This window comes from Bacillus sp. NMTD17, from assembly GCF_002998735.1.
Lineage (GTDB): Bacteria > Bacillota > Bacilli > Bacillales > Bacillaceae > Bacillus.
In genome coordinates, this window is the sequence record NZ_PVRH01000004.1 from 142,225 (window position 1) to 168,056 (window position 25,832).

At 43.0% G+C, this 25,832-nt stretch carries 23 protein-coding genes and 1 pseudogene; 19 read left to right on the top strand and 5 right to left on the bottom strand.

The window, feature by feature from the left end; genetic code table 11:
* The first annotated feature begins 61 nt into the window (after positions 1-61).
* The 3 genes from C6347_RS13160 to C6347_RS13170 all read left to right on the top strand — a co-directional run bounded on the left by C6347_RS13160 (position 62) and on the right by C6347_RS13170 (position 4,319).
* Positions 62-1,492 (top strand): YfcC family protein, encoded by a 1,431-nt coding sequence (locus tag C6347_RS13160; protein ID WP_060595483.1) that lies wholly within the window; start codon positions 62-64, stop codon positions 1,490-1,492.
* Between the two features lie 217 nt (positions 1,493-1,709).
* Positions 1,710-2,657: an L-lactate dehydrogenase gene (locus tag C6347_RS13165; RefSeq protein ID WP_060595484.1), complete on the top strand. Its 948-nt coding sequence runs from the start codon at positions 1,710-1,712 to the stop codon at positions 2,655-2,657.
* Positions 2,658-2,696: 39 nt separating this feature from the next.
* A complete protein-coding gene (locus tag C6347_RS13170) occupies positions 2,697-4,319 on the top strand; it encodes an L-lactate permease (protein ID WP_060595485.1) in 1,623 nt (540 codons plus the stop codon).
* Positions 4,320-4,557: 238 nt separating this feature from the next.
* Here the strand turns inward: C6347_RS13170 and C6347_RS13175 are convergent, their stop codons facing one another.
* Positions 4,558-5,547, bottom strand: coding sequence for a LacI family DNA-binding transcriptional regulator (locus C6347_RS13175; RefSeq protein WP_060595486.1), 990 nt, complete (start codon positions 5,545-5,547; stop codon positions 4,558-4,560).
* 109 nt (positions 5,548-5,656) lie between these two features.
* Between C6347_RS13175 and C6347_RS13180 the strand changes: the two genes are divergently transcribed.
* The 6 genes from C6347_RS13180 (at position 5,657) to C6347_RS13210 (ending at position 12,055) form a co-directional block, all read left to right on the top strand.
* Positions 5,657-6,982 (top strand): DegT/DnrJ/EryC1/StrS family aminotransferase, encoded by a 1,326-nt coding sequence (locus C6347_RS13180; protein WP_060595487.1) that lies wholly within the window; start codon positions 5,657-5,659, stop codon positions 6,980-6,982.
* Positions 6,957-7,823: an HAD-IIB family hydrolase gene (locus C6347_RS13185; protein WP_060595488.1), complete on the top strand. Its 867-nt coding sequence runs from the start codon at positions 6,957-6,959 to the stop codon at positions 7,821-7,823. The genes C6347_RS13180 and C6347_RS13185 overlap by 26 nt, the downstream gene beginning before the upstream one ends.
* Complete coding sequence (locus C6347_RS13190) at positions 7,820-8,866, top strand: Gfo/Idh/MocA family protein (RefSeq protein ID WP_060595489.1); 1,047 nt, start codon at positions 7,820-7,822, stop codon at positions 8,864-8,866. The genes C6347_RS13185 and C6347_RS13190 overlap by 4 nt, the downstream gene beginning before the upstream one ends.
* Positions 8,867-8,920: 54 nt before the next feature.
* Positions 8,921-10,114: an MFS transporter gene (locus C6347_RS13195; RefSeq protein ID WP_106071725.1), complete on the top strand. Its 1,194-nt coding sequence runs from the start codon at positions 8,921-8,923 to the stop codon at positions 10,112-10,114.
* A 111-nt stretch (positions 10,115-10,225) separates the two neighbouring features.
* Entirely contained in the window at positions 10,226-10,855 is a 630-nt protein-coding gene (locus C6347_RS13200) for a LysE family translocator (RefSeq protein ID WP_034664197.1), read from the top strand.
* Between the two features lie 441 nt (positions 10,856-11,296).
* The gene (locus C6347_RS13210) at positions 11,297-12,055 is read left to right on the top strand and encodes a YqcI/YcgG family protein (RefSeq protein ID WP_106037070.1); all 759 of its coding nucleotides are present in this window, start codon (positions 11,297-11,299) and stop codon (positions 12,053-12,055) included.
* On the opposite strand, the gene C6347_RS13215 is transcribed toward C6347_RS13210, so the two are convergent.
* On the bottom strand, positions 12,050-13,402 hold the full coding sequence (locus C6347_RS13215) for an amino acid permease (RefSeq protein ID WP_106037071.1): 1,353 nt from the start codon (positions 13,400-13,402) through the stop codon (positions 12,050-12,052). The two genes, C6347_RS13210 and C6347_RS13215, sit on opposite strands and share 6 nt — an antisense overlap.
* Before the next feature lie 79 nt (positions 13,403-13,481).
* Between C6347_RS13215 and C6347_RS13220 the strand changes: the two genes are divergently transcribed.
* The 6 genes from C6347_RS13220 to C6347_RS13245 all read left to right on the top strand — a co-directional run bounded on the left by C6347_RS13220 (position 13,482) and on the right by C6347_RS13245 (position 19,679).
* Positions 13,482-14,078 (top strand): DUF1989 domain-containing protein, encoded by a 597-nt coding sequence (locus tag C6347_RS13220; protein ID WP_060595493.1) that lies wholly within the window; start codon positions 13,482-13,484, stop codon positions 14,076-14,078.
* Positions 14,079-14,276: 198 nt separating this feature from the next.
* Complete coding sequence (nadE, locus tag C6347_RS13225) at positions 14,277-15,098, top strand: ammonia-dependent NAD(+) synthetase (RefSeq protein ID WP_034664190.1); 822 nt, start codon at positions 14,277-14,279, stop codon at positions 15,096-15,098.
* Positions 15,099-15,427: 329 nt separating this feature from the next.
* Positions 15,428-16,375 carry a dihydrodipicolinate synthase family protein gene (locus C6347_RS13230; RefSeq protein ID WP_060595495.1) on the top strand — a complete coding sequence of 316 codons (948 nt, stop codon included), beginning with the start codon at positions 15,428-15,430 and terminating at the stop codon, positions 16,373-16,375.
* 77 nt (positions 16,376-16,452) lie between these two features.
* The gene (locus C6347_RS13235; RefSeq protein ID WP_060595496.1) at positions 16,453-17,460 is read left to right on the top strand and encodes a LacI family DNA-binding transcriptional regulator; all 1,008 of its coding nucleotides are present in this window, start codon (positions 16,453-16,455) and stop codon (positions 17,458-17,460) included.
* Between the two features lie 120 nt (positions 17,461-17,580).
* The gene (locus C6347_RS13240) at positions 17,581-18,957 is read left to right on the top strand and encodes an MFS transporter (RefSeq protein ID WP_060595497.1); all 1,377 of its coding nucleotides are present in this window, start codon (positions 17,581-17,583) and stop codon (positions 18,955-18,957) included.
* Between the two features lie 164 nt (positions 18,958-19,121).
* Entirely contained in the window at positions 19,122-19,679 is a 558-nt protein-coding gene (locus C6347_RS13245; protein WP_066031352.1) for a shikimate kinase, read from the top strand.
* 37 nt (positions 19,680-19,716) lie between these two features.
* Here the strand turns inward: C6347_RS13245 and C6347_RS13250 are convergent, their stop codons facing one another.
* Positions 19,717-20,490 carry a class I SAM-dependent methyltransferase gene (locus C6347_RS13250; RefSeq protein ID WP_106037072.1) on the bottom strand — a complete coding sequence of 258 codons (774 nt, stop codon included), beginning with the start codon at positions 20,488-20,490 and terminating at the stop codon, positions 19,717-19,719.
* A 116-nt stretch (positions 20,491-20,606) separates the two neighbouring features.
* Between C6347_RS13250 and C6347_RS13255 the strand changes: the two are divergent.
* Positions 20,607-21,506 (top strand): annotated as a pseudogene (locus tag C6347_RS13255) (LysR family transcriptional regulator).
* Between the two features lie 45 nt (positions 21,507-21,551).
* Here C6347_RS13255 and C6347_RS13260 read toward each other — a convergent pair.
* Complete coding sequence (locus tag C6347_RS13260; RefSeq protein WP_060595500.1) at positions 21,552-22,337, bottom strand: carbon-nitrogen family hydrolase; 786 nt, start codon at positions 22,335-22,337, stop codon at positions 21,552-21,554.
* A gap of 234 nt (positions 22,338-22,571) precedes the next feature.
* Here C6347_RS13260 and C6347_RS13265 point away from each other — a divergent pair, with 234 nt between their 5' ends.
* Positions 22,572-23,528, top strand: a complete 957-nt coding sequence (locus tag C6347_RS13265) for an acetylxylan esterase (RefSeq protein ID WP_106071726.1) — start codon at positions 22,572-22,574, stop codon at positions 23,526-23,528.
* 33 nt (positions 23,529-23,561) lie between these two features.
* Here the strand turns inward: C6347_RS13265 and C6347_RS13270 are convergent, their stop codons facing one another.
* A complete protein-coding gene (locus tag C6347_RS13270; RefSeq protein WP_012008865.1) occupies positions 23,562-23,876 on the bottom strand; it encodes a hypothetical protein in 315 nt (104 codons plus the stop codon).
* A 90-nt stretch (positions 23,877-23,966) separates the two neighbouring features.
* Here C6347_RS13270 and C6347_RS13275 point away from each other — a divergent pair, with 90 nt between their 5' ends.
* Both C6347_RS13275 and C6347_RS13280 read left to right on the top strand, forming a co-directional pair.
* Complete coding sequence (locus C6347_RS13275) at positions 23,967-24,737, top strand: nucleotidyltransferase domain-containing protein (protein ID WP_066031789.1); 771 nt, start codon at positions 23,967-23,969, stop codon at positions 24,735-24,737.
* Between the two features lie 160 nt (positions 24,738-24,897).
* Positions 24,898-25,815: a proline dehydrogenase family protein gene (locus C6347_RS13280; RefSeq protein ID WP_034664177.1), complete on the top strand. Its 918-nt coding sequence runs from the start codon at positions 24,898-24,900 to the stop codon at positions 25,813-25,815.
* Positions 25,816-25,832: the final 17 nt, after the last annotated feature.

Here is a 25,832-nt window from a genome sequence, read left to right on the forward strand (position 1 = left end):
CATCATTTGATTATTCTGAAAATTAAGTGAAATTCCGATCGGGACAAAGGGGTTTTGACACATGAAAACAGCGGCAGTATCAGCACCAGAGAAACAAAAACGAAAACTTCAAATGCCGGATGCGTATGTTCTCTTATTTATCATTGCGCTCATTTGTACCATTGCAACGTATTTTGTACCAGCGGGTGAGTTTGACCGAAAGACATCAGGGGAAATCACAACAGCTGTTCCTGGTAGCTATCACCGCATTGATCAATCACCCGTAAGTCCCGTTGGCTTTTTTACAGCCATTCAGGAAGGGATGGTAGGGTCCTCTTCTATTATTTTTCTCATTCTATTTACTGGCGGAACCATTGCCATTTTGGAGAAAACAGGTGCCATTAACGGAATGATTCACCATGTCATCAGCAGGTTTCAAACGAAGCAATTATTGTTTATTTGTATTGTTGGAGGATTATTTTCGGTGCTTGGAACGACCGGCATTGTCGTGAATTCTGTTATAGGATTTATTCCAATCGGGATTATTGTGGCAAGGTCCTTGAAATGGGACGCTGTGGCAGGAGCAGCGGTCATTTACATCGGCTGTTATGCTGGATTTAACGCAACCATTTTGTCTCCATCTCCACTAGGTTTATCTCAAACGATTGCAGAGCTGCCGATCTTTTCTGGCATTGGCCTGCGTGTCATTATTTATCTTTGCTTTCTTATATCTAGTATTGTGTACATCTATTTATATACAAGACGCCTGAAGAATAAAGAAAAGGGAAGTCTTCTTGGTGATCAATGGTTTCCTGCGAAGGGGCTTGGCGGATCTGATGCAGAATCTGTGGACAAGCCTGCATTTACCGGCAGACATAAGCTGATTTTAGCGGTGTGCGGATTGTCTCTTGGGGGCTTCTTATATGGCGCGCTTCAGCTTGGCTGGACCGATAAGGAAATGGCAGGTGTGTTCATTTTTATGGCCATTGCTGCTGGATTGCTTGGCGGATTAGCAGCCAATGATATTGCGAAAACATTTATTGTCGGCTGTCAAAGCCTTGTGTACGGCGCACTCATTGTCGGAATGGCACGCTGCATTTCTGTCATTTTAGAAAACGGTAAGCTGCTTGATACAGTGGTCAATGGCTTGGCGAGTATGCTGACAGGATTTAGTCCAATTGCTGGTGCGATTGGGATGTATATTGCGAGTGCACTTCTTCACTTTTTGATTTCATCAGGATCAGGAGAAGCGGTTGTCTTTATTCCAATTCTTGCGCCACTGGCTGATTTAATGGGCATCACAAGACAGGTAGCTGTTGAAGCGGTTATGCTTGGCGAAGGGGTGGTCAACTGTATCAATCCGACGTCAGGTGTGTTGATGGCTGTGCTTGCTGCAAGTGGTATTCCTTATGTGAAGTGGCTGCGTTTTATGGTACCGCTTGCGCTCATTTGGTTTGTCATTGGTCTTGTCTTTATTTGTATCGGCGTTATGATCAACTGGGGACCTTATTAAACATGTATAAAGCTGCTGACAATTGTTTGGCAGCTTTTTTCTTGTGGAAATATGCATGGAGACAGCGCTTTGAAAGCACAATAAGTGTGTTCACAAATTCGCTACATATTTTTTTTGAGCAACCCCCTTGCAAAAGTTTGTGAAGTATTGCACAATAAGAATGTGAAATACTTCACATACGAAAAACAACCTAGTTTTACTCAGGAGGATGAGATAAATGACAAACGAAAAAGTAAACAAAGTAGCACTTATTGGAGCAGGTTTTGTAGGCAGCAGTTATGCCTTTACATTAATAAATCAAGCGATCACAGATGAATTGGTTGTCATCGATTTAAATCAAGATAAAGCAATGGGTGACGTCATGGATTTGAACCACGGGAAAGCATTTGCTCCGCATCCTGTGAATACATGGTATGGAGATTATGAGGATTGTAAGGATGCAGACATTGTATGTATCTGTGCTGGTGCGAACCAAAAGCCAGGTGAAACGAGACTTGACCTTGTTGAGAAAAATTTAAATATATTTAAAGGCATTGTAGACAATGTGATGAAAAGTGGATTCGATGGTATTTTCTTAGTCGCCACGAACCCTGTTGATATTTTGACATATGCCACTTGGAAATTCAGTGGCCTGCCAAAAGAGCGAGTGATTGGCAGTGGAACCACACTTGATACTGCAAGATTTAGATACATGCTCAGTGAGTACTTTGAAGCAGCGGCACACAATGTGCATGCGTACATCATTGGAGAGCATGGGGATACAGAGCTTGCTGTGTGGAGTCATGCGAATATCGGAAGTGTACCCATTACAGAATTAATGAAGAGAAATGATCAATACAAACAAGAAGATTTAGATGAGATGATGGAAAATGTCCGCCATGCCGCTTACCAAATCATTGAGAAAAAAGGCGCCACTTACTACGGCGTAGCGATGAGTTTGGCCCGCATTACAAGAGCGATCCTGCACAATGAAAACAGTATTTTGACCGTTAGCACTTACTTAGATGGAGAGTATGGAGCAGAAGATGTCTACATTGGTGTACCTGCCCTTGTGAATCGAAATGGCGCAACAGAAGTGATGGAGCTTGCACTTAATGATACAGAAAAAGAACAATTCGCACACAGTGTGAATGTGTTAAAAGAGATTTTGGCTCCTCATTTTTAATCAAAAGCAACCTATCTGAGCAGAAAAGGATGAATCACTATGTGGCAGCAAATATATAATCCGTTTGGTAATGAGTTCGTGAGTGCATTGGTAGCAATGCTTCCAATTTTGTTTTTCCTGCTTGCATTAACTGTATTTAAGTTAAAAGGTGTTTTAGCCGCTTGTTTTACCTTAATCGTCAGCTTTGTAACAGCTGTTTTCTTCTTTCATATGCCAATTGAAAAGGCATTATCTGCTGTGCTGCTCGGTATATCTAATGGGCTGTGGCCGATTGGATATATCGTCATCATGGCGGTATGGCTCTATAAAATTGCTGTGAAATCTGGTAAATTCGATGTCATTCGTTCTAGTATTGCAGGAATCTCTCAAGATCAACGTCTTCAGCTCTTATTAATTGGTTTTAGTTTTAACGCATTTTTAGAGGGAGCCGCTGGGTTTGGTGTACCGATTGCGATCAGTGCCGCTCTCTTAACAGAGCTTGGGTTTAAACCGCTGAAAGCTGCGATGCTCTGCTTAATTGCCAATGCTGCGTCTGGCGCATTTGGTGCTGTGGGTATCCCAGTCATTACAGGGGCGCAAATGGGCAATATGACGCCGCTTGCGTTATCTCAAACCCTTGTGTATACGATACCGTTTATTTCATTCTGTATTCCGTTCCTCCTCATTCTCATTGTGGACGGATTCAAAGGGATTAAAGAAACGCTCCCTGCCTTGCTTGTTGTAAGTGGAAGCTATGCCATTTTACAAGCTGTCACAATGGTGACAATGGGTCCTGAGCTTGCCAATATTATTTCAGCTTTAGCAAGTATGGGCATTTTGGCTTTATTTCTTCGAAAATGGCAGCCGAAACACATTTATCGTGAAGAAGGAGCACCAGCCATTGAACAGAAACAAACGTATCGCGGCATTGAAGTGCTGAAAGCATGGTCTCCGTTCTATATTTTAACCGCCGTTATTACGGTATGGAGTCTGCCAGCATTTAAAGCATTGTTTGCTGCAGGAGGCCCGCTCAACTGGACGACGATTTTAGTGAAGATGCCGTTTTTGCATCAGCAAATTGTGAAATTACCACCAATTGCACAAACAGAAACACCTATTGATGCAATCTTTAAAATTGATGTCATCAGTGCAACGGGTACTGCCATTCTGATTGCGGTGATGCTGACAGGGTTGTTTAGCAGACATATTACATTAACAGAAGGCGCTGCCTGCTTAAAAGCATCAGTGAAAGAGCTTTGGGTACCTGTTCTTACCATTTGTTTTGTCATGGGCTTTGCCAACTTGGCGAACTTCGCTGGACTAAGTTCAGCCATTGGGCTTGCACTTGCCAAAACAGGCGATTTGTTCCCGCTTGTCAGCCCGGTGCTTGGCTGGATCGGGGTGTTTATTACAGGATCTGTCGTGAGTAACAACGCCTTATTCGGCAACCTTCAAGCGGTCACTGCTTCTCAAATCGGCTCACAGGCAGGTTTGTTAATCGGGGCAAATACAACTGGCGGGGTCATGGCAAAATTAATTTCTCCACAATCCATTGCCATAGCTACAGCAGCTGTTGGAGAAACAGGTAAAGAATCTGAGCTCTTCCAAAAGACTGTGAAGTACAGCTTCATCCTGCTCGTTATTGTGTGTATATGGACATTCATTCTTGCTCAATTTGTATAGGTTTAAAAAAAGACTGAGACAGCTCTCAGTCACAGCGTGTAGATAAACCCTCGCATTCTTTGTCAGGTCTGTGCTCCGGTGCTCACGAATGTAAAATTCGCTCCGCTCCGGTGCTCGCCTTTCCTAGACTGCAAAGGTTTTCTATCACGCTGCAAGAAGGAAGACAAAGGGCTAAAACAAAGATCATTTTAGCCCTTTGTCAACAAAAAAGACTGAGACAGCTCTCAGTCTTTTTTGTTTATGTCGATTCCCTTGTCACAAGCCGGGTAGGCAGATGGATATGTTCACGCTGTAATGGTTTTTGGTCTTGCAGGATCTCGATTATTTGCTGCACAGACCGCTGGCCAAGCTCTACGATCGGGATGTCAATTGTGGTGATTGTTGGAGCTGTCACCTCGCAAATGTCTTGATTGTCATAGCCGATCACCGCTAGATCCTTAGGGATTTGATAACCGTATGAAATGGCCTGTTTAATGAGCCCTGCTGCGACTTGATCATTACCCGTGAAAATGGCATCAGGTGCATTCTTCATGTCATGGATGACATCCATTAAGCGAAAACCGTCTTCAATGGTGAAGGCCTCCCCAAAAAGCCAATCGTCATGCAGCGGCAAGCCGTGTGCAGAAAGTGCATCAAGATAGCCCTGTTTCCTTTGTTTTTGTGCTTCACTGCTTTCAGTATCAAAGCAAAACCCAATCGATCTTCGCCCTGACTGAATCAAGTAGTCAACCGCTTTATAGGCGGCTTCCCGCTCATCGTATCCAATAATCGGGATGTCTGCTGTTTGATGATATTCGTTCGCCATGACAATAGGGCCGTTCGTTAAAAATGGCTCGATCTTTTCCCACGGATTTTCTAATGCCCCTAATATGACCCCATCTACTTCTCTTTTTTTTAATAATTGAAGCCCTTCAAGCTCTAACGATTCCTGATAAAACGTCTGAAGCACGATGGCTTTATAACCTTGATCCAGTACTTCCTTTGATATGCCTTTAATCAATTGTGCAAAAAAAGGATGGTCCACAGCCGGGACAGACACAGCAATGGTTTTTGTCTGATGTGAACGAAGAGTGCGAGCCGCTGAACTTGGTGTATATTCCATTTCTTTCATCACCTGTAAAATAAGCTGACGCTTTTCCTCTGACACATATGGATGATGATTCAGCACTCTGGAAACGGTGGTGGTTGAAACCCCGCAGCGTTTGGCAATTTCATAAATTGTACACATATTAACAAATCCTTTACACAAAGTTATTGTTCTGAAATCGATAACATCATTTACAATGTGAAACAAGTTAAATATTAACAAATGGAATTGATTAATTGGAGGGAATGGAATGCAAATATTGACGAAGATATCAGGTAAAAGCAAGGATTATCTTCCTTTGCTGGATATGATCAATCAAGGTGTTCAAGTAAAGTCTGATTCAGTTGAGAAGCACCTAGCAAATGAAAAGCTGGTGACGTTCCTTGAGCAAGATATAGGGCGCACAGGCTTGGAAAAAATTCTCTTCCATTATAAACAAAATAAGGAAAAAAAGATACCGTTTCTGCCAGTTGATAAACTGATTTCAGAGGATGAGATCGATGATATCATGCAGGTGTTGAAAGAAGTATTGAGTTCTGGCCGTTTTACTTCAGGGCCATATATTCCGGCGTTTGAAAAGCAGCTCGCTGAGTACTTAGGGAAGAAATATGTCATTGCCACGTCAAGTGGAACAGATGCCCTAATGATCAGCCTCATATCAGCAGGCGTCCATCCGGGAGACGAGGTCATTTTGCCAGCGAATAGCTTTGCTGCAACAGAAAATGCAGTGCTTGCGATTGGGGCTGTTCCGGTCTATGCCGATATTGATTCAGATACTTACTGCTTGGCACCGAGTGAAATTGAGAAGCATATCACAGATCAAACGGCATGCATTCTTCCGGTTCATTTATATGGAAAGCAAGCGGATATGAAGGCCATTTCGGCGATTGCGAAACAGCATGGGTTGAAAATCATTGAAGATGGCTGTCAGGCGATCGGCAGCAGCGGCCTTGGTGCATATGGAGATGGACTTGTTCTCAGCTTTAATCCATACAAAAACCTTGGCGTCTGCGGTAAGGCAGGGGCTATCGCCACAAATGATGAAGCCTTAGCGGAAAAATGCATGGAGATCAGCTATCACGGCTTTGAAGTAGGAAAGAAAAATGTCAAACGCAGTGACTATGGATTTAATTCTAAAATTGATAATTTGCAGGCAGCGATCGGACTCGAACGCATGAAGTATTTAGGATTACAAAACTTTAAACGCTTTTACTTAGCAAAGCGATACATTGACCAGCTGCAAACGCTTGAGGAAGAAGGATACTTGAAGCTTCCGAAGCTGACGGATGATCATGTCTGGCATCTGTTCCCGATCAGAGTGCTAAAGGGCGAACGAGATGAGCTTGCAGCGAAATTGCTGGAAATGGGCATAGAAACAGATGTTTATTACCCGATTCTATCGCATCAGCATCAAACAAATCTTGTTTCTCAAAAGTATAAACGTACGACACTTCCACACACGGAAAAAGCAGCACAGCAATTACTTCACTTGCCGCTGTATCCAGGCATGCCGCTGCAAGATCAGGAGAAGGTCATCGAGGGGGTTCATCATGTTATCAAGTCTTCCATTCAATAAAAAGCTGCTGAATCAGCCGGAAAATCCGAAGTGGATCGTCTTCTGTGACTTTGATGAAACCTATTATTCTCACGGAATGACCAATGAGCAGAGAGAGGATGTAAAGCGGCTGGAAGCCTTTGTGGCAGAAAAGAGCGAAGCAGGACAGCTCATGCTTGGCTGGGTCACGGGAAGCAGCCTCGATTCTGTCACAAGTAAAATGGAAAAAGGAGGTTTTCATCAATTCCCGCATTTCATTGCGTCGAACTTAGGAACTGAAATTGTGTATACATCGGAAGCCCGTTTTGGACAGCCAGATGCGGAATGGATGAAGCGGCTGGATGCGCAGGGCTTTTCAGATGAAAAAATTGAAGACATCCTGGAAACCGTACGTGAAAAGGGAATTCATCTCAGACCGCAAACGCAGCTGGGCAGCTCAGGGTATAAGAAGAATTTCTATTATCAGGAGCAGGATGAACGGACAGATCTTCATCATCTATCATTCATCCAAACACTTGCCAAAGAGCGCGGGGTGGCGGTCAACATTAACAAATGCAATCCGCTCGCAGGAGACCCTGCGGATTGCTATGATGTCGATTTTTTACCAGTCGGCACAGGGAAGGATGAAATTGTCCGCTTTATGCTGAACCAATATGATCTATCAAAAGATCAAGGCTTTGCCTTTGGAGATAGTGGGAACGATTTGCGGATGCTTCAATCCGTCACGCATGGTTTCCTCGTCCAAAATGCGACGGCCGAAGCCAAGCGGCACCATCATCAGATTTGTCATCATGGGTATGCAAAAGGAATCTATGAAACACTGAAAACAGTGATGTATAAACATGAGGAGGCACATTCATGAAGAAAATTGGAATTGTTGGAGCAGGGAATATTGCAAAAGCTCATGCAAGAGCATTATCAACAATCAAAGGTGCAGAGTTATCCGGTGTCTATGATTTGCACGAGTCAGTTGCACAGGGATTCATTAAACAGTACGGCGGACGTGTGTATTCAAGTATCGAAACACTAGCAGATGCATCTGATGGGTTGATCATTGCCTCCCCTAATTTTTGTCACAAAGACCATGCCCTTCAGGCACTAAGAGCAGGACAGCCCATTTTATGTGAAAAGCCGATGGCTGTGTCGCTGAAGGAAGCGAAGGAAATGGTGGAGACAGCCAAACAGTTCCAGGTTCAAGCCAGTATGGGCTTTAACTATCGTTACTTATCCTTTGTGAATATTTTGAAGAACTTGATTGCCAATGGTGAATTAGGCCGCATTTTGACCGTCAGGACTCATTTTAAGAAAAACAGTGCCCTCAGAAGAAAGACATTTTCATGGAGAGACGGCGGTGAGAGTCTGCGCACGAGCGGTGCATTAGGGGATCTTGGTATTCATTTAATTGATATGCTGTGGTACTTATTTGGCAGTGACATGAAGAAAGAATCACTTAATACCAAGATGCTGACACATGTAAAGGAAAAAGAAGAGAAAAAGGTGCAGGTGGATGATCATACAGAAATTTTCGGTCAGATGGAGAATCAAGTATTCTTTCACTTGGTCACATCCAAAAGCACGCAGCCTGAGGAATGCGGATTTAGTGTAGAAGTCGTTGGTCATGACAAGGTATTCAAATACCATACGAACATGAAAAACGAATATGAGATCAGTGATGGATTGTGTGTGGAGCGTCATCAAATGCCGCAAACCCTGCTGACAGATCCGCCAAATGAATTTTACGGATGGTCTGATACGTTCCGTGATCAGCTAATGCACTGGGTGAATACTGATCCATATCCATGTCATATGAAAGTGGCTGATTTTGTAGATGGGTATCGCGCACAGGCTGCGCTCAATACATGCTTCGAGAGGGAAGAGGCTGTCAAGTCTGCCCGGGCATATTAAAGAGGTGGAGCGGAGGATGTCATGACTCCGCTCCTTTTTAGAGGAAGTGAAAAGATGAAAAAAGTATTTTATTTTGGCTGTGTCTTTTATTTTTTTATTGGGACCATTCATGTGTTTTTTGGCAGCTTAACTCCTTATTTACTGTCAAGTTACGATAAGGGTCCCGGGGAATTATCTTCTTTAATCTTTTTTCAGTTTATTGGTTTTTTGACAGGTGTTCTGTTATCCCCCATTCTTGTGAGGAAAAAAGGCTATGGCGCTGTTCTGACCATGGGTCTTTTGCTGATGATCGCGTCACTTCTCCTTGGGCTTTTGGTGCCGGGCTGGACAACACTTGTACTGGCAGGTTTTTTTCTTGGGAGCGGTGCAGGCAGTCTTGAGACCACAGCCGGAGCGTATGTGATTTCGATGGCAAACAGTGCGAAGCGAATCAGCATCATGGAGGTCTTTTTTGGGTTAGGAGCGCTGTTATTTCCACTTGTGATTCTGCTCACTGTCACTGAACAGACGTGGCACTATGTGTTTTTATTTCAAGTCGGTGCACTGACTTTCTTTCTTATGCTCTGGCTTGCCTTTATGAACAAATTGCCTCGTGGGCAGATGGATTCTTCTTCCAATTCCAATGGGATGAGAAAACCGTCCTTACTTGTTGATCGAAACAATCGAATGATTGTGGTGCTCATGATCTGTTTTGCTTTTTTCTACGCAGGGATTGAAACGAACTTTGCGAACTTTTTGCCGTCGATCATGCTGGAAAAAGGGGGAGACAACTGGAGTCTTTTTGCGGTTTCTACCTTTTGGACAGCGATCGTCATTGGCAGAACTGTCATTGCGAGAAAAGCTGATCAGCTGCATCCGCTGCGTTTTTTAAAGCTAAGCGCAGCACTCATGATTCTGCTGCTCGTTGTATTTGCCCTGACAACCCACATCGCCGCGCAGCTGCTTCTCATCTTTTTCATCGGCCTGTGCGCAGCTGGCATGTTCCCAATCGCACTGACTGCATCTGCATTAATGATTGAAAATGCCATCGACGAGGCAACGAGTTACTTTATTGCAGCCGCAAGTTTAGGCGGAGCCTGCTTGTCCTTCTTGATTGGCTTTAGTCTTGAATGGGCAGGAGCAGCAAGTGCCGTCTTTGTTTTCGCCTTCTTAGCTGTTCTTCTGTTTGCAGCTGCGATTCAAATGAATCGTGCTAAGAAAAAGGATACGGTTCTGTCGCAGCAATCGGCGCTGAAAGCCGATCGGTAAGCAATATCCAATGTCTCCTTGAGTCCACCTGAAAAGATACAAAGGACTTGTACTAAAACACAGAACGTTTGAATAATATGTACAAGTCAGCATCAAAAGGAGGACGTCTATGTGGCGGTGTTTTTTGGTTATATCTTTTTAGGGTTGTCACTTTCAGCGCCTGTTGGGCCAGTCAATGCAGCCCAAATCGACAGAGGGATTAAAAGTGGATTTTGGCACGCGTGGATTTTTGGTGTGGGGGCGATGGCCGCGGATATTGTCTATATGCTCCTCATCTATTTTGGTGTCGCCCAGCTTTTGACTGCACCTCTAGTGAAAACCTTTTTGTGGCTGTTCGGCTTTTTTGTTCTGACCTATACGGGCATTGAAAGTCTGCGTAAAATCAATTTGCAGGAGAGCCCGAAAAAGGATGGTGGAAACACTTCGGTTGGTCAGTCGTTCATGACGGGGTTTTTCATTTCTCTTTCCAATCCGCTCAGTATTTTATTTTGGCTTGGCATCTACGGCAGTATTTTGGCTAATACGATTGAAAAGTATGGGGCATCTCAAATGCTGATGTACAGCATGGCTATTTTTATCGGCATGCTGATCTGGGATTTCAGTATGGCGCTTCTTGCTAGTTCGTTTAGGCGCTATTTAAGTGAACGTGTCTTACATGGCTTATCCGTTCTTGCAGGCTTATCTTTACTTGGTTTCGGCGCCTATTTTGGGTATCAAGGGATCATGGCGTTGATTGGGTAGAAAAACAGACTGATACATTCAGTCTGTTTTTTTGTAAGGATTGACAGACATAACACATTCTTGAATAATGGTGGGATATTGCCATCCGTATTTTTCTTCCAGTATTCAACTATGTGTGCATGCTGATCTTATCAGTTATCACAGCAACATTGTCTATCTATTTAGCTTTTGCTCAGCCCTCATTTATTGGGTGCTTGATTCTGTCTTTTTGATGAAGAACAGATCATAGGAATGATACAAAAGCGCTCTATTAAAAGAAGCAGTTTGACGGCTGCATACACTTGTCTGTTCATGCATCATGGAGTGAAAGACACACATACATGCTCAATTTGAACGAGAATATCCACCTCTTGCGTGCGCAAGGAAAGTCGTTGAAGGACAGTCACCACAGCCTTTTTTTCTCATAGGCTATGGAGAAGACGCTAAAACGAGGTGGAAGAAATGGCCCAGTTGTATGCAAAAAGTTGCCTTGATCAAAATCTACGATCACTAGAAGAATGGAAGCAGGATGCTTTTACTCAATTTGGAGAGATGGTAGGAGATGAGGCAGATACATTCCCTTGTGTACCGGGAAGACAGGGGTTTTTTCTCGATCATTTACGCTATGGGTTTGTTGGTGATCCGAGGAAAGAGGAAGCGGTTGATGAATTAGCCCAGCTGCTGAGAGAATATCAAAGCTGTGCGAAAGAAACGGGTCAATATGCTTCATTTATTTGTTTTTTTGAAACACCGCAGGATTTAAAAGAAAGTTCACTTGAACAGTTTGAGCAGCAGTTTTGGTCACTGCTTCAACGACTGCACCAGAAAGATGAAGTGCCATGGCCTGAGGATATTCCACTAGATACTCATCATCATGAGTGGGAGTATTGCTTTCACGGGGAAGCGTATTTTATTTTATGCTCCACACCGGCTCATAAGCTCAGAAAAAGCCGCCACTTCCCTTATGTCTTGATGGCATTTCAGCCTAGATGGGTGTTTGAGAAATTGAATGGATCGACCAAGTTTGGTCAAAAAATGAGCCAGCTCGTTCGCAAGCGGCTCAAAGCGTATGATGAGGTCAGCGTTCACCCATCATTAAAATGGTACGGTGATCCGACCAATCATGAATGGAAGCAATACTTTCTCCCAGATGAAGAGGCGGAGAAACCAGCCTCCGCCAAATGTCCTTTTACTGCATTAAAAAACATGATGAAATTATGATGCGGTCTGATCCTGCTGCTTCCACTTTTTTCTCATAAATAGCACCATGATGGCAATCACTGCAATGATCCCAAGGCTGATAAAAAAGCCAGGTCGTCCGCTTGCCTCTGTTAAAGTGCCTGAAATGGCGGCTCCAATCAAGAGAAGCGCAAGAATCATTTCGCACGTTTGGCGAGTGGATGGCTTTGATAGCTTTTTACTTGAGAACAGAATGAATACCCATGTGTACAGAAGGGTAAGGCCGGCTGCTGTTGTGAGATGCTCGTAGATGTGTTTAGACAAAAAGAGCGCAAGCAAAATCGAGACAATTAAGCCAGCAGCAGTTAAGATAATCGAAGGCCATCCGACATGAGTTGGGTCTTTTTGTTTAAAACAAGCAGGTGCATCTTGATGCTCCGACATTGAGCCAAGCAGTGTCGTGACCGCATAAAGAGAGGCAACCAATGTCGAAAAGCCGGCAATAATGAAGATGCCATTAAAGATATGAAGAAAGATCGATAAATGAAACGGCTCCAATGATGTAATAAATGGACTGCTGTTCTTGTCAAAGGCTGTTACTGGGACAAGCAAGAGAGCAAGTCCAATTGAGACGATATAGATGACCGCTAGAATGATCAGCATGACGCGTCCAGACTTTGCCGCATCCTTCGGGTCCTTTAAATGAACCGCCATCAGCCCCATGACTTCAATTCCCCCAAATGCATAAAACGCGTAAATCAATCCATTCCAAAGACCAAGCGGACCGAGGGGCATCCATTCGTGATCTTTGTTTGGCAGATGCGGGGTCGGTTTATGATCTGTCAGAATGCCGAATAACACAAGCACAGCAAGGATCATAAATAGAAAAATCGCCGCTGTCTTCAGTACTGCAAGGACATTTTCTGTCTTTTGAAAAGAAGAAAGCCCTATGATAATCACGAGCAGGGCAAGAGCGGAATAAATCGCAGAAAACACCCAGAGCGGAACAGATGGAAACCAGTGGCGGGTAAAAAGAGAAATCGCTGTTAACTGACTTCCCGTAATCAACATTTCTGCAAACCAATACACCCAGCCATTGCTAAACCCTGCCCAGCGTCCATATGCTTTACGAGCATAGGAACAAAATGACCCTTTATCAGGGTTATCGGCTGTCATCGCAGCCAAATGTTTAAAGACGAGATAGGTTCCGACCGCAGCAAGCAAAAAAGAAATGCAGACGGAAAAACCGGACTTTGTAATGGCAATGCTGGAACCAAGGAAGAAACCAGTGCCAATTGTACAGCCGACTCCGATGAGAGAAAGCTGCCACCAAGATAAAGTTTGTTCTTCTTTCAAAGCATGTGCAACACCTTTCGATTTCAATGACATTAGCTTGTGACCGCCGTCTTTTTTTATACATGATCAAGGGGACGTTTTGGGCATACTGACATGGAAAGGAGTGCATGTGATGAACGGAGAATATGTCATTTTACCAAAGGATGGACACGGCTTTCGCTTAGGAAAAGGCCAATGTATGCGGGTCGTTGATATTGAAGGTCAGCAAGTAGCAGATGTCATGGCCTATCATGAAAAGGATTTTTATGAAAAATTTGACCAAGGCGCGACAATGGACAGCCTATTTTCGTCAAAAGTGAAAAAAGGGGATAAGCTCTATTCTAATTTATATAAACCGATGTTTACGGTCATTGAAGACACAGTCGAATGCCATGATTTATACATGCCCGCCTGCCGGCAAGAAATGTATCAGCTTTTATACGGACGGACGCATTTAGAGGTCATGCATACATGCTACGATAATTTGCGGACTGCCTTTGAGCCATTTGGGATTCCTAAGGAGGATATGTACTATCCTTTTAATGCCTTTATGAATACAGTCATTGATGAAAAAGGAAAACTGTCTGTGGAGCTCCCAAAATCTCTTCCCGGTGATTACATTCGTCTGCGAGCCGAAATGGATCTCATTGTGGCCGTATCCGCATGTCCTTCTGATATTGGGAATTGTAATGGCGCAAGCTGTACATCTATACGGGTAGAAATTGATTGAAAAAGAAAAGGGCCAGTCCATATAGACATGGTCTTTTTCTTTTGTGAATGTTTGATCATTGATGAAATAGGGGAACGTCTAACAAAATGTTCTTCCTGAAAACATGGTATAATGAAGACTTAAAAAACGTTGTCAAACCAATGAATTCAGAGTAAAACCTGTTCTCTTCATGTAGAGGATGCTTAGGAGGAAAAGTGTATGAGTTTGCAGAAAAAGATCAGCCAAGAGTTGCATGTGCAGCCCTCAATTGACCCAAAGCAAGAGATCGAAAAGCGGGTTGGATTTCTAAAGGAATACTTGAAAAAAACTGGCGCAAAAGGATTCGTCCTCGGCATTAGCGGCGGACAGGATTCAACGCTCGCTGGCCGTCTTGCACAGCTGGCTGCATCTGAGCTGCGTCAAGAAGGAAAAGAAGAGGCAGTCTTTATTGCGGTGCGCCTCCCGCACGGTGTGCAGCAGGATGAAGATGATGCACAGCTCGCTTTATCATTTATTCAGCCGGACAAGTCGTGGAAATATGATATTGCGCCTGCCGTGACGGCATTTAGTGAACAATATCAAAAGGACACAGGCGGCCCGTTGTCTGACTTTAATAAAGGAAATGTCAAAGCACGTATGAGAATGATCGCGCAGTATGCTGTCGGAGGAGAAGAAGGATTGCTTGTCATCGGTACAGATCATGCAGCTGAAGCAGTAACCGGCTTCTTCACGAAGTATGGCGATGGCGGTGCAGATGTTCTTCCGCTCACAGGTCTGACGAAACGCCAAGGCCGGATGCTGCTAGAAGCGCTGCAAGCACCTGAGCGCCTATACTTAAAGAAACCGACAGCGGATCTGCTTGATGACAAACCTCAGCAAACGGATGAAACAGAACTTGGCATTACGTACAATGAAATTGATGATTACTTAGAAGGTAAGCCAGTGTCAGATCAAGCAGCAGAAGCGATTGAAAAGCGCTATGTTCAATCAGAGCATAAACGCCAAGTACCAGCTTCCATGTTTGATGACTGGTGGAAATAAGAAAATGCAAGAGACCTCTCCTGTGATGGAGAGGTTTTTTATAGTAAAAATACTGTTTGGAAAATATAAAATTATTTATAATGGTCTCTTATTGAATATGTATTTAGGATGATAATCAGCAACTTTAACCAGCAGATATTGCTTAATCATTTAAGAAATAAAACAAACCTATATTATTTACTAGAAAAATGAAATTGATTGTATTTTTATTTGAATAATAAAAATTTTCTAAAAATTTAGTTGACAATCTCCGTTATGTCATTTTATGATTGTTTACGTAAACGCTTACCGTAAACGTTTACTATAATCGAAAGGGGAGGAATTTGTTGATGAAAAATAAAGAAAAATGGAGCGGTGTATTCCCGGCTGTCTTAATTCCTTTTAAAGATGACTATTCAATTGATGAACCTGCTTTTCGTAAGCTTGTCCGTTGGGTGGCGGAGCACAAAGGGATTAACGGTATCGTTGTCAATGGACATACTGGCGAGATTATGACTTTACTGCCACATGAACGAGCTGAGGCTGTGCGCATTGCAGCCGACGAATTAAAAGGGGAAGTACCTGTCATTTCTGGGGTTTCTGCTGAAGGGACAATTGAAGCGATCCAACATGCAAAAGCCGTTGAAGAAGCTGGCGGAGAAGGTATACTTCTCATGCCGCCACATTCATGGCTAAGATTCGGTATGCAGCCTGAGTCACCTGTCCAATTCTTTAAAGAAGTTGCAGAAGCGATTGACATTTCAATCATCGTACATCAATATCCAACTTGGACAAAAACCTCATATACAACCAATCAATTACTAGAAATGTCGGAAATTGAGAATGTTGTCTCGTTTAAAATTGGTCAAAGAGACATGGCACAATACGAGGTCGATGTGCGGGCATTGAAAAAACATGCACCAGATGTATCGTTACTCACATGTCACGATGAATATTTATTGCCAACATTAATTCAAGGGATTGATGGAGCACTTGTAGGTTTCGGCTGTTTTGTGCCAGATTTGATCGCTGAACTTGTGAAATGTGTGGAAGAAAAAGATCTTGTAGCGGCCAATAAAGTTTACGATAGAATCTTCGAATTAAAGCATGCTGTGTATAAAATGGATGAACCTTCATCTACCTCTCATCTGCGAATGAAGGAAGCGATGTACCAGCGAGGTCTAATCAGTAGTTCGCTTGCTAGGAAGCCGGTCTTACCTTTAACTCATAAGGAGAAAGAAGAGATTCGCCAGGGCCTTCAAAGTGTTGGTTTGCTTAAGGAAAACGTCAGTAGATAACAGACCATTAATTTCATGATGAAGGTGAGTCAGGTTATAATAGAGGACAAAACAACAGACTCCCGGAGGTATGAAATGTGTCAGTAAGTATTAAAGATGTAGCATTGAAAGCTGGAGTGTCTATAGCATCTGTTTCCCGAGTATTAAGTGGTAAACCAGGAGTAGGTGCTCAAACGGCTGAAAGAATCAAACAAGTAATTGATGAATTAGGCTATCGTCCTAATTTAGGAGCTAGAGGGCTCGTCAAAAGGAAGACTGGGAATATAGCTGTAGTGGTTCCGCGTGGTTCATATATTTTGAATAATCCATTTTTTTCAACGATTCTAGATGGAATAGCGAAGGAATTAGATGAGACGGAATTCAATATGTTGATGTCGTTTACATCTGTACAACAGCAGCGATTACTTGAAACGCAGGCAGTAGATGGAGCCATTCTATTTTCACCAAGAAATGAAGAACTAAGCATGGATTGGTTAAAAAGTTTAGCCATTCCCATTATAGTTGTCGGAAGTTATCTAGAGGATTCTCCATTTCCATGTGTCAGGCCAGATGATGAAGAAGGTGTGTGTCAATCAATAACGGCCTTATTTGATAAAGGTCATCGAACCATTGGGCTGGTCAATGGTCCAATGAGTTCGATGCATAGTGTGAGGTATTACAAGGGATATGAGCGCACACTTAAAAATTTAGGGTTAACAATAAACAAAGAACTTGTGTTTGAGTTAGATGAATTTGATGGGGGAAAAGTAGTAGAAGTGGTTTCTCAATTTCTCCAAGGAAACCAGCACATGACTGGAGTTGTTTGCTCTTCAGATTTTTTGGCGATGGGGGTCATGAAAGCGGCAAATAACGCAAATGTGTCAATACCTCATGATTTGTCTGTCGTTGGTGCCGATGATGTGCCCATTGCAAGTTTTCTAACCCCTTCTTTATCTTCAGTTCATGTTGATTTAGTTGGAATGGGAAGAAAAGCTGTTTCTTTACTAACACAGTTATTGGAAGGAGAACAGTTAGATGCGATGGAACATATCTTCCCTATGTACTATATAGACCGGGGCACCACGGGAACGCCAAAAAAGAAATGATAGATGCTGAAAACTCGTATGAACGCTTTAGAATGTCTCTTGGTTTAAAATGTAAGCGATTTCTTTAGCGCTCTTTGGCATGTACTTTTGCATCATTTCCTCTAATAAGGAGGAGATAACATGACGTTAGAATTCAGCGGAAATTCAAATTCTCATGATGGAGAAGTTGTTGATAGAGCTTCACAATTATTGACTAGGATGGAAAGTGTACCTTTTTCTAGATGGCATTTAAAACCTCGTATCATTATGGGATCTGCTACTTTTTTTGATGCTTTTGATGCTCTATCTTTAGCGTTTGTTCTCCCAGTTCTCATCGGAATGTGGAGTTTATCACCTGCTCAAATTGGTCTTCTTATTGGGTCTGGTTATATAGGACAAGCGATTGGTGCTATTTTCTTTGGCTGGTTAGCAGAAAGGCGCGGCCGTGTATTTAGTGCAAAGTGGACTGTACTCCTCATGTCCGTCATGAGTATTGCATGCGTGTTTTCAGGTAATTTTATGGCCCTGTTTATTTTTCGTTTTATACAAGGGATTGGGGTAGGAGGAGAGGTGCCGGTAGCAGCCTCATATATCAATGAGCTGTCCCGGGCTCAAGGGAGAGGCAGATTTTTTATGCTTTATGAGATGATTTTTCCTTTAGGATTAATGATCTCAGCTCAAATAGGCGCATTTGTTGTACCTAGCTTTGGGTGGAAGTGGATGTTTTTGATTGGGGGCATTGGAGGTTTAATCGTCTTTGTATTCTTTTTCATGTTGCGCGAATCTCCAAGGTGGCTTATTTCGAAAGGCAGGTTAGATGAAGCCGAAAGAATTATTGAAGAAATTGAAGCTAGTACTGACAAACGAATGCCTGTAGCAAAGCAAGTATCTAGTAGTACTGAAAAAGGCGACTGGAAAGAGCTTTTTTCAACTTTTTATCGTAAAAGAACATTGATCGTATGGGGACTATGGTTTTCTGCCTACTTTGTTTCGAATGGTTTAAATAACTGGTTACCGAGTCTTTATAATACTGTTTACAATTTGCCAGTTGGAGATTCATTAAGGGCAGCATCTCTAACAAATATTTTACAGACCATAGGGGTATTCGCTTGTGCATTTTTAATTGATAAAGTAGGACGAAAGCGCTGGGCAACCATTGCATTTATTGTAACAGGTGCTTTATTAACTGCTTTATGGATCAGCGGAGCTAATTCTCCAGAAAGTGTTATATATTTAGGGTCCGCTGCTTACGGAATGATGGGGACAATTACAGTTCTTCTCTATCTATATACACCTGAAATTTATCCAACACGTATGAGGGTGATTGGAACGGCATTTGCTACAGCGTGGCTTAGGCTGGCCTCAGCGATCGCTCCTATTATGATAGGCTTTATTTTAGAGGTAAGCGGTGTTTCAACTATTTTTATTCTTTTCGCAAGTGTGACTGTAGTGGGAGCAATTCTTGCTTTTAAAATGATCGAAACGCGCGAGAAAGTATTAGAGGATATTGCACCGTGAGTTACGCACGCAGTGAAGAACTTATTCCAAAGAGGGTAGGTTCTTTTTTCTATGCAGATGATCTACGTACAATTTTTCAAATTGCCTATCTTTTCGCGCGCCATTTATCATATAATAGATACATTATGTAGCATTCCTTGTCGTAAGGAGGACGTGTCACGAATATGAAAAACAATAGAGAAATCCCTGTGAGACAGCGAAATATTGTCCTCATTGGCTTTATGGGTGTTGGGAAAACAACCATTGGGCAGCTGGTTGCCAAAAAGCTATATAGAGATTTTATTGATGTGGATCAGGAGATTGAGAAAAAGTATAACATGACGATTCCAGATATCTTTCAGCAAAAAGGAGAAGCATTCTTCAGGCAGGCTGAAAAAGATTATATCGTCGATTTATGTGAACATACGCAGCTAAAGATCGTTTCTCTTGGAGGCGGCGCATTCAAACAGGAAGAAATCAAACGCGCCTGCTTGAAGCATTGTACGGTTCTTTTCCTTGATTTATCCTGGGAGAATTGGAAACAGCGGCTGGATATTTTAATTGAAAACCGCCCTGTTCTTCACAACCGGACGCTCGATGAGATGAAAGAGCTGTTTGAAGAGCGCCGGGAAATATATGCCCTTCATAACTCAAGAGTCGAAACAGATCATCTAGAAGCTGAGGAAGTCGCCAATTATATTGTGGACACACTCAAGCTTGGCTGGGATTTATACTCGAAATAAAAAAGTCTACCAACGAGGGTAGACTTTTTCTATAAGTTCAATTCTTCATTCCTTGAATGAGTGCAGCTTTTAAACAGAAGGAAATAGGCTGCTGCTGTGCATCGAATTGAAGTTGAAACAGCTGCTTTGTATCAGGGTCTGCGGATTGAAGATGGGAAACGATCTCTTTTTGAACATTCTCTGGTGTGCGTCCACGCATCATCCAGTCCTGATAATCAATTTGCAGATCCCAGTAACGCTTTTCTTTTTGAGTCAGTTGGTTGGCAGCGAAGAGCTCTTTCCATTCTGATAACGAGCTTTCTCGCACATGAGAAGGATCTCTGAGTCTATTTAAGTGATTAATGAATGAATCCTGTGCAGTGTTTTCGGGTGCGTAATGATCGACGAGCAGGAATGTGCCGCCTTTTTTTAAGACACGGCTGATTTCAGACATGGCTGCCGGCAGGTTTGGAAAGTGGTGAGCGGCAAAGCGGCACGTCACGATGTCAAATGATTCATCAGCGAAGGGCAGTGCTTCTGCGGCTGCCCGCTCAAAAGTAATATGTTTCAGTTGGCGTTCTTCCGCAAGTGCTGCTGCAACCTCGATCATTTTTTGCGTGACATCAATGCCGATTCCTTTAGAAATGATATCTGAAAAGGAAAAAACGGTATGTCCTGCCCCGCAGCCGATATCAAGTAAATGCTCGTGACCCTTCGTATTGGCTGTTGCTTTCATCCATTCCAGCTCTTCTCCGGCTGCAAATATAGGTGAATCTCGATAGTTCTCGGCATTTTGTGAGAATTGGTTTTCGGCTTTAGCATATGGATTCATTTCTTCTCCCCCTTTGTTGTCTCTTTATCGTAAAATTCATTTTGTTATTTGTCTAAGACATAAAAGATATGACATGAATAGTTAAAACCTATGAGGTGATGAAAGTGGATATACGAATGATGGAATATGTCATGGAAGTGTACCGGCAGAAAAGTTTTACAAAAGCAGCGGATCAACTTCACATTGCACAGCCTTCTTTAAGCCAACAAATGAAGAAGCTGGAAGAGGAATTAGACACACCCCTCTTTATTCGAAAGTATGGACAAGTCACGCCCACACCTCAAGGGAGTCGATTCATTAAAAGGGCTGAGAACATTTTGAAGGAAAGAGATGATTTGCTGCGTGAAATGGGAGAAGCAGCTTATGAGGTGGGGAAAGAGCTGAACATTTGAGCGCCAGCAGTCACAGGGGGCTATGTCTTGCCCGGTTTATTAAAAACCTTTTGTCGAACGTATCCTCATGTTCACGTTCAACTAATAGAAGAATCACCTCGTGAGCTAGAAAAACTTCTATTGGCTGGAAAGCTGGATTTGGCTATTTTATCTATGCCTGTCGAGCATGAATCATTGAAAACGAAACACATGCTGACAGAGCCGCTTCTTCTCGCAGTTCCGCAAACTGCCCAGCCCTGGTCAACAGATGAATTGAACGAAATCATCAATCAAGCAGATCAGAAAGGGTCTGTTCCGTTTCGCCTTCTGGAAGACGCCGCATTTATTATGTTGAAAGAGGGATATGGCTTTCGGCAAGTGGTCATGGAACTATGTCTTCATCATGGTTTTCAGCCGAAGATTACCTTTGAAACAAGTCATATTCAAACAGCGCAGGCATTGGTCAAAAATGGACTAGGTATGACAGTTGTGCCGAAAATGGTGGCACAAGAGGAAAGGAACGAAGTCACTTATTTGAAAATTGATTCATGCCCAACCCGCACTCTTGTGTTTGCATATGTGGAAGAAAGGTATTTAACGAAAGCCGCTCAAGCCCTAATGGACCTTTACCAGAATCAAGCTTAAACAAACGTTTAATTAAATGCAAAAAGCAGGGGAGCACCCTGCTTTCTAATAGATATCCAGACGCTGATCCGTCATCACAGGAATTTGCTGTCTCACTTCATCCACTAGCTGAAGATCAATTTCCGCATAATAAATGTCTTCCTCATGGCTTGTTTCAAGCAGAATACGGCCAAGTGGATCAATCACCATGGAGTGGCCAGGGAATTCAGTGTCTCTGCTTGTGCCTGTTCTGTTAACAGCAATCATAAATGACTGGTTCTCAATCGCTCTTGCGATGAGCAGGCAACGCCAATGATCCACTCTTGCTGACGGCCATTGCGCCGTATTGATGAGCACTTTCGCCCCTTTGTTTACAAGTGTTCTGGAAAGCTGCGGAAAGCGAAGGTCGTAGCAGATCATCGCACCGATCTTCACATCCTCATCATAGTCAAATAAACCAAGCTGATCACCAGCTGTTAAATAGTTGTGCTCATCCATTAAGCGGAATAAGTGAATTTTATCATAATCCACTAAGAGCTCACCTTGGCGGTTAAAGACATACATCGTGTTGGTGATGTTGTCATCTTCTGTGCGCTTGTTCAATACACTTCCTGCGATGAGAACCACTTGGTGTTTGCGGGCAAAGGAAGAGAAGAGCTGTTTTGTGCGTTCACCGTTTACATCTGCAAGCTGCTCGGCTTGTTCAAGATCGTAACCGGTATTCCACATTTCGGGTAAAATGATCAGATCAGGCTGCTGATGGATGGCTTCTTCTAAAAACGCTTCTGCTTTTTGAAAGTTCACATTAGGTTCTCCAATTTGTACGTCCATTTGGACAAGGGCGATTTTCATACAGGTTCCTCCTTTATTCGATGGTGTAAATGTGAAAATCCATGAATGTCTATCGATTTGTTTTGCCTGAGAACATCTAGTCTTCAAGCCAGTTTCTTTATCATAAAGGTTTCAATCCTCTTTGCCAATAGAAATGTCAGAAGGTTTTGTCTTTTGTAGTGAAAATGACTTTCTAAGTCAAGAAAACAGTGATATGATACTCATAACTAATAAAACAAAGGGGAATAGTATGGTATGCAATTGTTCGATTTACCACTAGAAGAGCTAAAAGTATATAAACCGAAGAAAACAGCACGACCTGATTTCTCAGACTTTTGGAAGGCGTCGCTCGAAGAACTGCGCCAAGTGGAGGCTCAGCCAGCACTTGAACCTTATGATTATCCAGTGAAAGGCGTCAAGGTGTACCGCCTGACGTATCAAAGCTTTGGTCATTCTCGAATTGAAGGCTGGTATGCGGTACCAGATCAAACAGGTCCGCATCCAGCGCTCGTTCGTTTTCATGGCTATAATGCCAGCTATGACGGCGGCATTCACGACATCGTCAACTGGGCACTGCATGGCTATGCGACATTTGGTATGCTCGTCCGCGGTCAAGGCGGCAGTGAAGATAAGACAGTGACACCAGGCGGGCAGGCTTTGGGATGGATGACAAAAGGCATTTTATCGAAGGAGACCTACTATTATCGAGGTGTTTATTTAGATGCGGTTCGTGCACTCGACGTTATTCAGTCCTTTCCGGAAGTGGATGAACACCGTATCGGCGTGGTGGGTGGAAGCCAGGGAGGTGCACTGGCGGTTGCAGCTGCGGCACTTTCAGACATTCCAAAGGTCGTCGTGGCAGATTATCCTTACTTATCAAATTTCGAGCGTGCAGTGGATGTGGCATTGGAGCAGCCTTATTTAGAAATCAATTCATACTTTCGAAGAAACAGTGATCCAGAAGCGGAAGAAAAGGTATTTGAGACATTGAGCTACTTTGATTTGATCAATTTAGCCGAATGGGTGAAACAGCCCACATTGATGGCCATCGGTCTGATCGACCAAATCACCCCGCCATCTACTGTGTTTGCGGTATACAACCATTTAGAAACAGATAAAGATTTAAAGGTGTATCGCTACTTTGGACACGAGTACATCCCGGCTTTTCAAACAGAGAAGCTTGCCTTCTTACAAAAGCATTTAAGGATCTAAAAGAAAAGAGGCCGCTCTAGGAGGGCCTCTTTTTTAATAGCTCGTATTCTGTCTCGTTTTTTCATCAGGCACTAACGCAGTGATAATCAGGGCAAGGGCAGTGATGATATGAAGAATGAATCCGAGAATTGGAATCCAAGCAAGGCAGGATGTGACAATTCCGATGATGCTTCCAATCATTGGTCCCTGGTCTCGCTTCGATAAGACGAGTGTGATAATATGCAGAATAAGCATGACCATGAGCGGTGAATAGCCATTGCTGATAACGAATAGACCTCCGATCACAGGGATGGCAAGGCAGGCTTCAAAAATCCCGGTGATCCATTTCATAATGCGAGATATAGACATCAGATCCAACTCCTTTTTTATATGTCTTATTCGTATTTTCCCAAAACGTGAAGAAGTCATGCAGAATTCTATAGAAAGAGTTGATGGATGTTGAGAGAGAGAATCAAGGAAGAGCTGAAAATCATCGAAGAAACGTATGACGTAAAGATTTGCCTCGCCGTTGAATCAGGCAGCAGGGCATGGGGATTTCCCTCGACTGATAGTGATTATGATGTTCGTTTTTTATATGTTCCCCGGAAAGAATGGTATTGGGCGATGGAAGAGCATCGTGATGTCATTGAACGGCCGATTGATGACGTGCTTGATATCAGCGGCTGGGAGCTTAGAAAGGCACTTCGCTTATTCAATAAATCAAATCCATCCATCATGGAATGGCTATCTTCTGACATCATCTATGCTGAATCTTTCTCTTTAGCAAAGCAGCTAAGAGAATTAAAGGATCGAGCGTTTTATCCTGCAGCATTGATGTATCATTACCTCAATATGGCGAAGCGGAATGAAAGCCGGCATTTACGAGGGGAGCAGGTGCGAATCAAGAAGTATTTCTATGTGCTTCGTCCGCTATTTGCCTGTCAGTGGATTGAACGCTACCGGACGGTTCCGCCGATGGACTTTCATGAACTGCTCGAGGAGCTAGTGGAGGAAGGCCCGCTTTTAACAGAAATTCACGAGCTGCTCAAACGTAAAATGGACGGAGAGGAAATGGATGTAGAGAACCGTCTCGCCTATGTCCATCCATTCATCGACAAAGAGCTGGCGCGTTTTGATGAATTGGTGAAAAGCTACAATCAGCCGAAAGACAATCTCACGCTAGAATTAAATGAGCTGCTGCAGTCTACCCTTGATGAGGTGTGGGCGTAGGAGGGAAGAGCCAGCCGGATAGCGGCAGGCTCTTTTTTAACTCTTATTGTGATAAAACCACAAAAAAAGTCAGAATTTTTGTCATCTTCAAATATTGTAGCGGACAGCTTATGAGCCTTACAATAAAGACATAGCTTACAAAGAGTGGGAGGTGCCCTTTATGGAGTCGGTCACAAGAAATTTCTTCTTGTTTTTGTCAAAGAGCAGTCTCTTGAACCATATTGCTCGTAATTGGGGAAGTGCTGTTGCATCTAAGAAAATCATCGGTGGGAAGGATTTTGAGAGCGCTATCTCTGTCATCAAACGATTAAATGATCAAGGAATGGCTGTAACAGTTGATCACCTTGGTGAGTTTGTCACAAAGGCAGAGATTGCAAATGAGCGGACGAATGAGTGTATTCAAACCATTCAGCGGATTGCTGAGGCGGGACTCAATTCCCACGTGTCACTCAAAATGACATCACTAGGCCTGGATATTGACGATGACCTTGTGTATCGCAATATGAAAAGCATTTTAGATACGGCAGAGAAACACCGTATCATGGTGACAATCGATATGGAGGATGAACAGCGCTGTCAAAAAACGCTGGACATTTTTAAAGAGATGAAATCTCAATATGAGTATGTCAGTACGGTCCTGCAGGCGTATTTGTACAGAACAGAAAAGGATCTTGATGACCTAAATGAGCTTCAGCCATTTTTAAGACTTGTAAAGGGTGCCTATAAGGAATCCGCTGAAGTGGCGTATCCAAACAAAAAAGACGTCGATCAGAATTATCAAAAGCTGATCGAAAAGCAATTACTCACAGGGAACTATACAGCCATTGCGACACATGACGATCAAATGATCGAGTTTACGAAAAATATTGTGAAAAAACACAATATACCGACAAGTCAGTTCGAATTTCAAATGCTGTATGGCATGAGGTCAGAAACGCAGCAGGCACTTGTGAAAGAGGGCTATCAAATGAGGGTCTATACCCCGTATGGACGAGAGTGGTATGGCTACTACATGAGACGTCTTGCAGAACGGCCGGCAAACATTGCCTTTGCTTTAAAAGGGATGACGAGAAAATAATTTGAAACGGGAGCGTG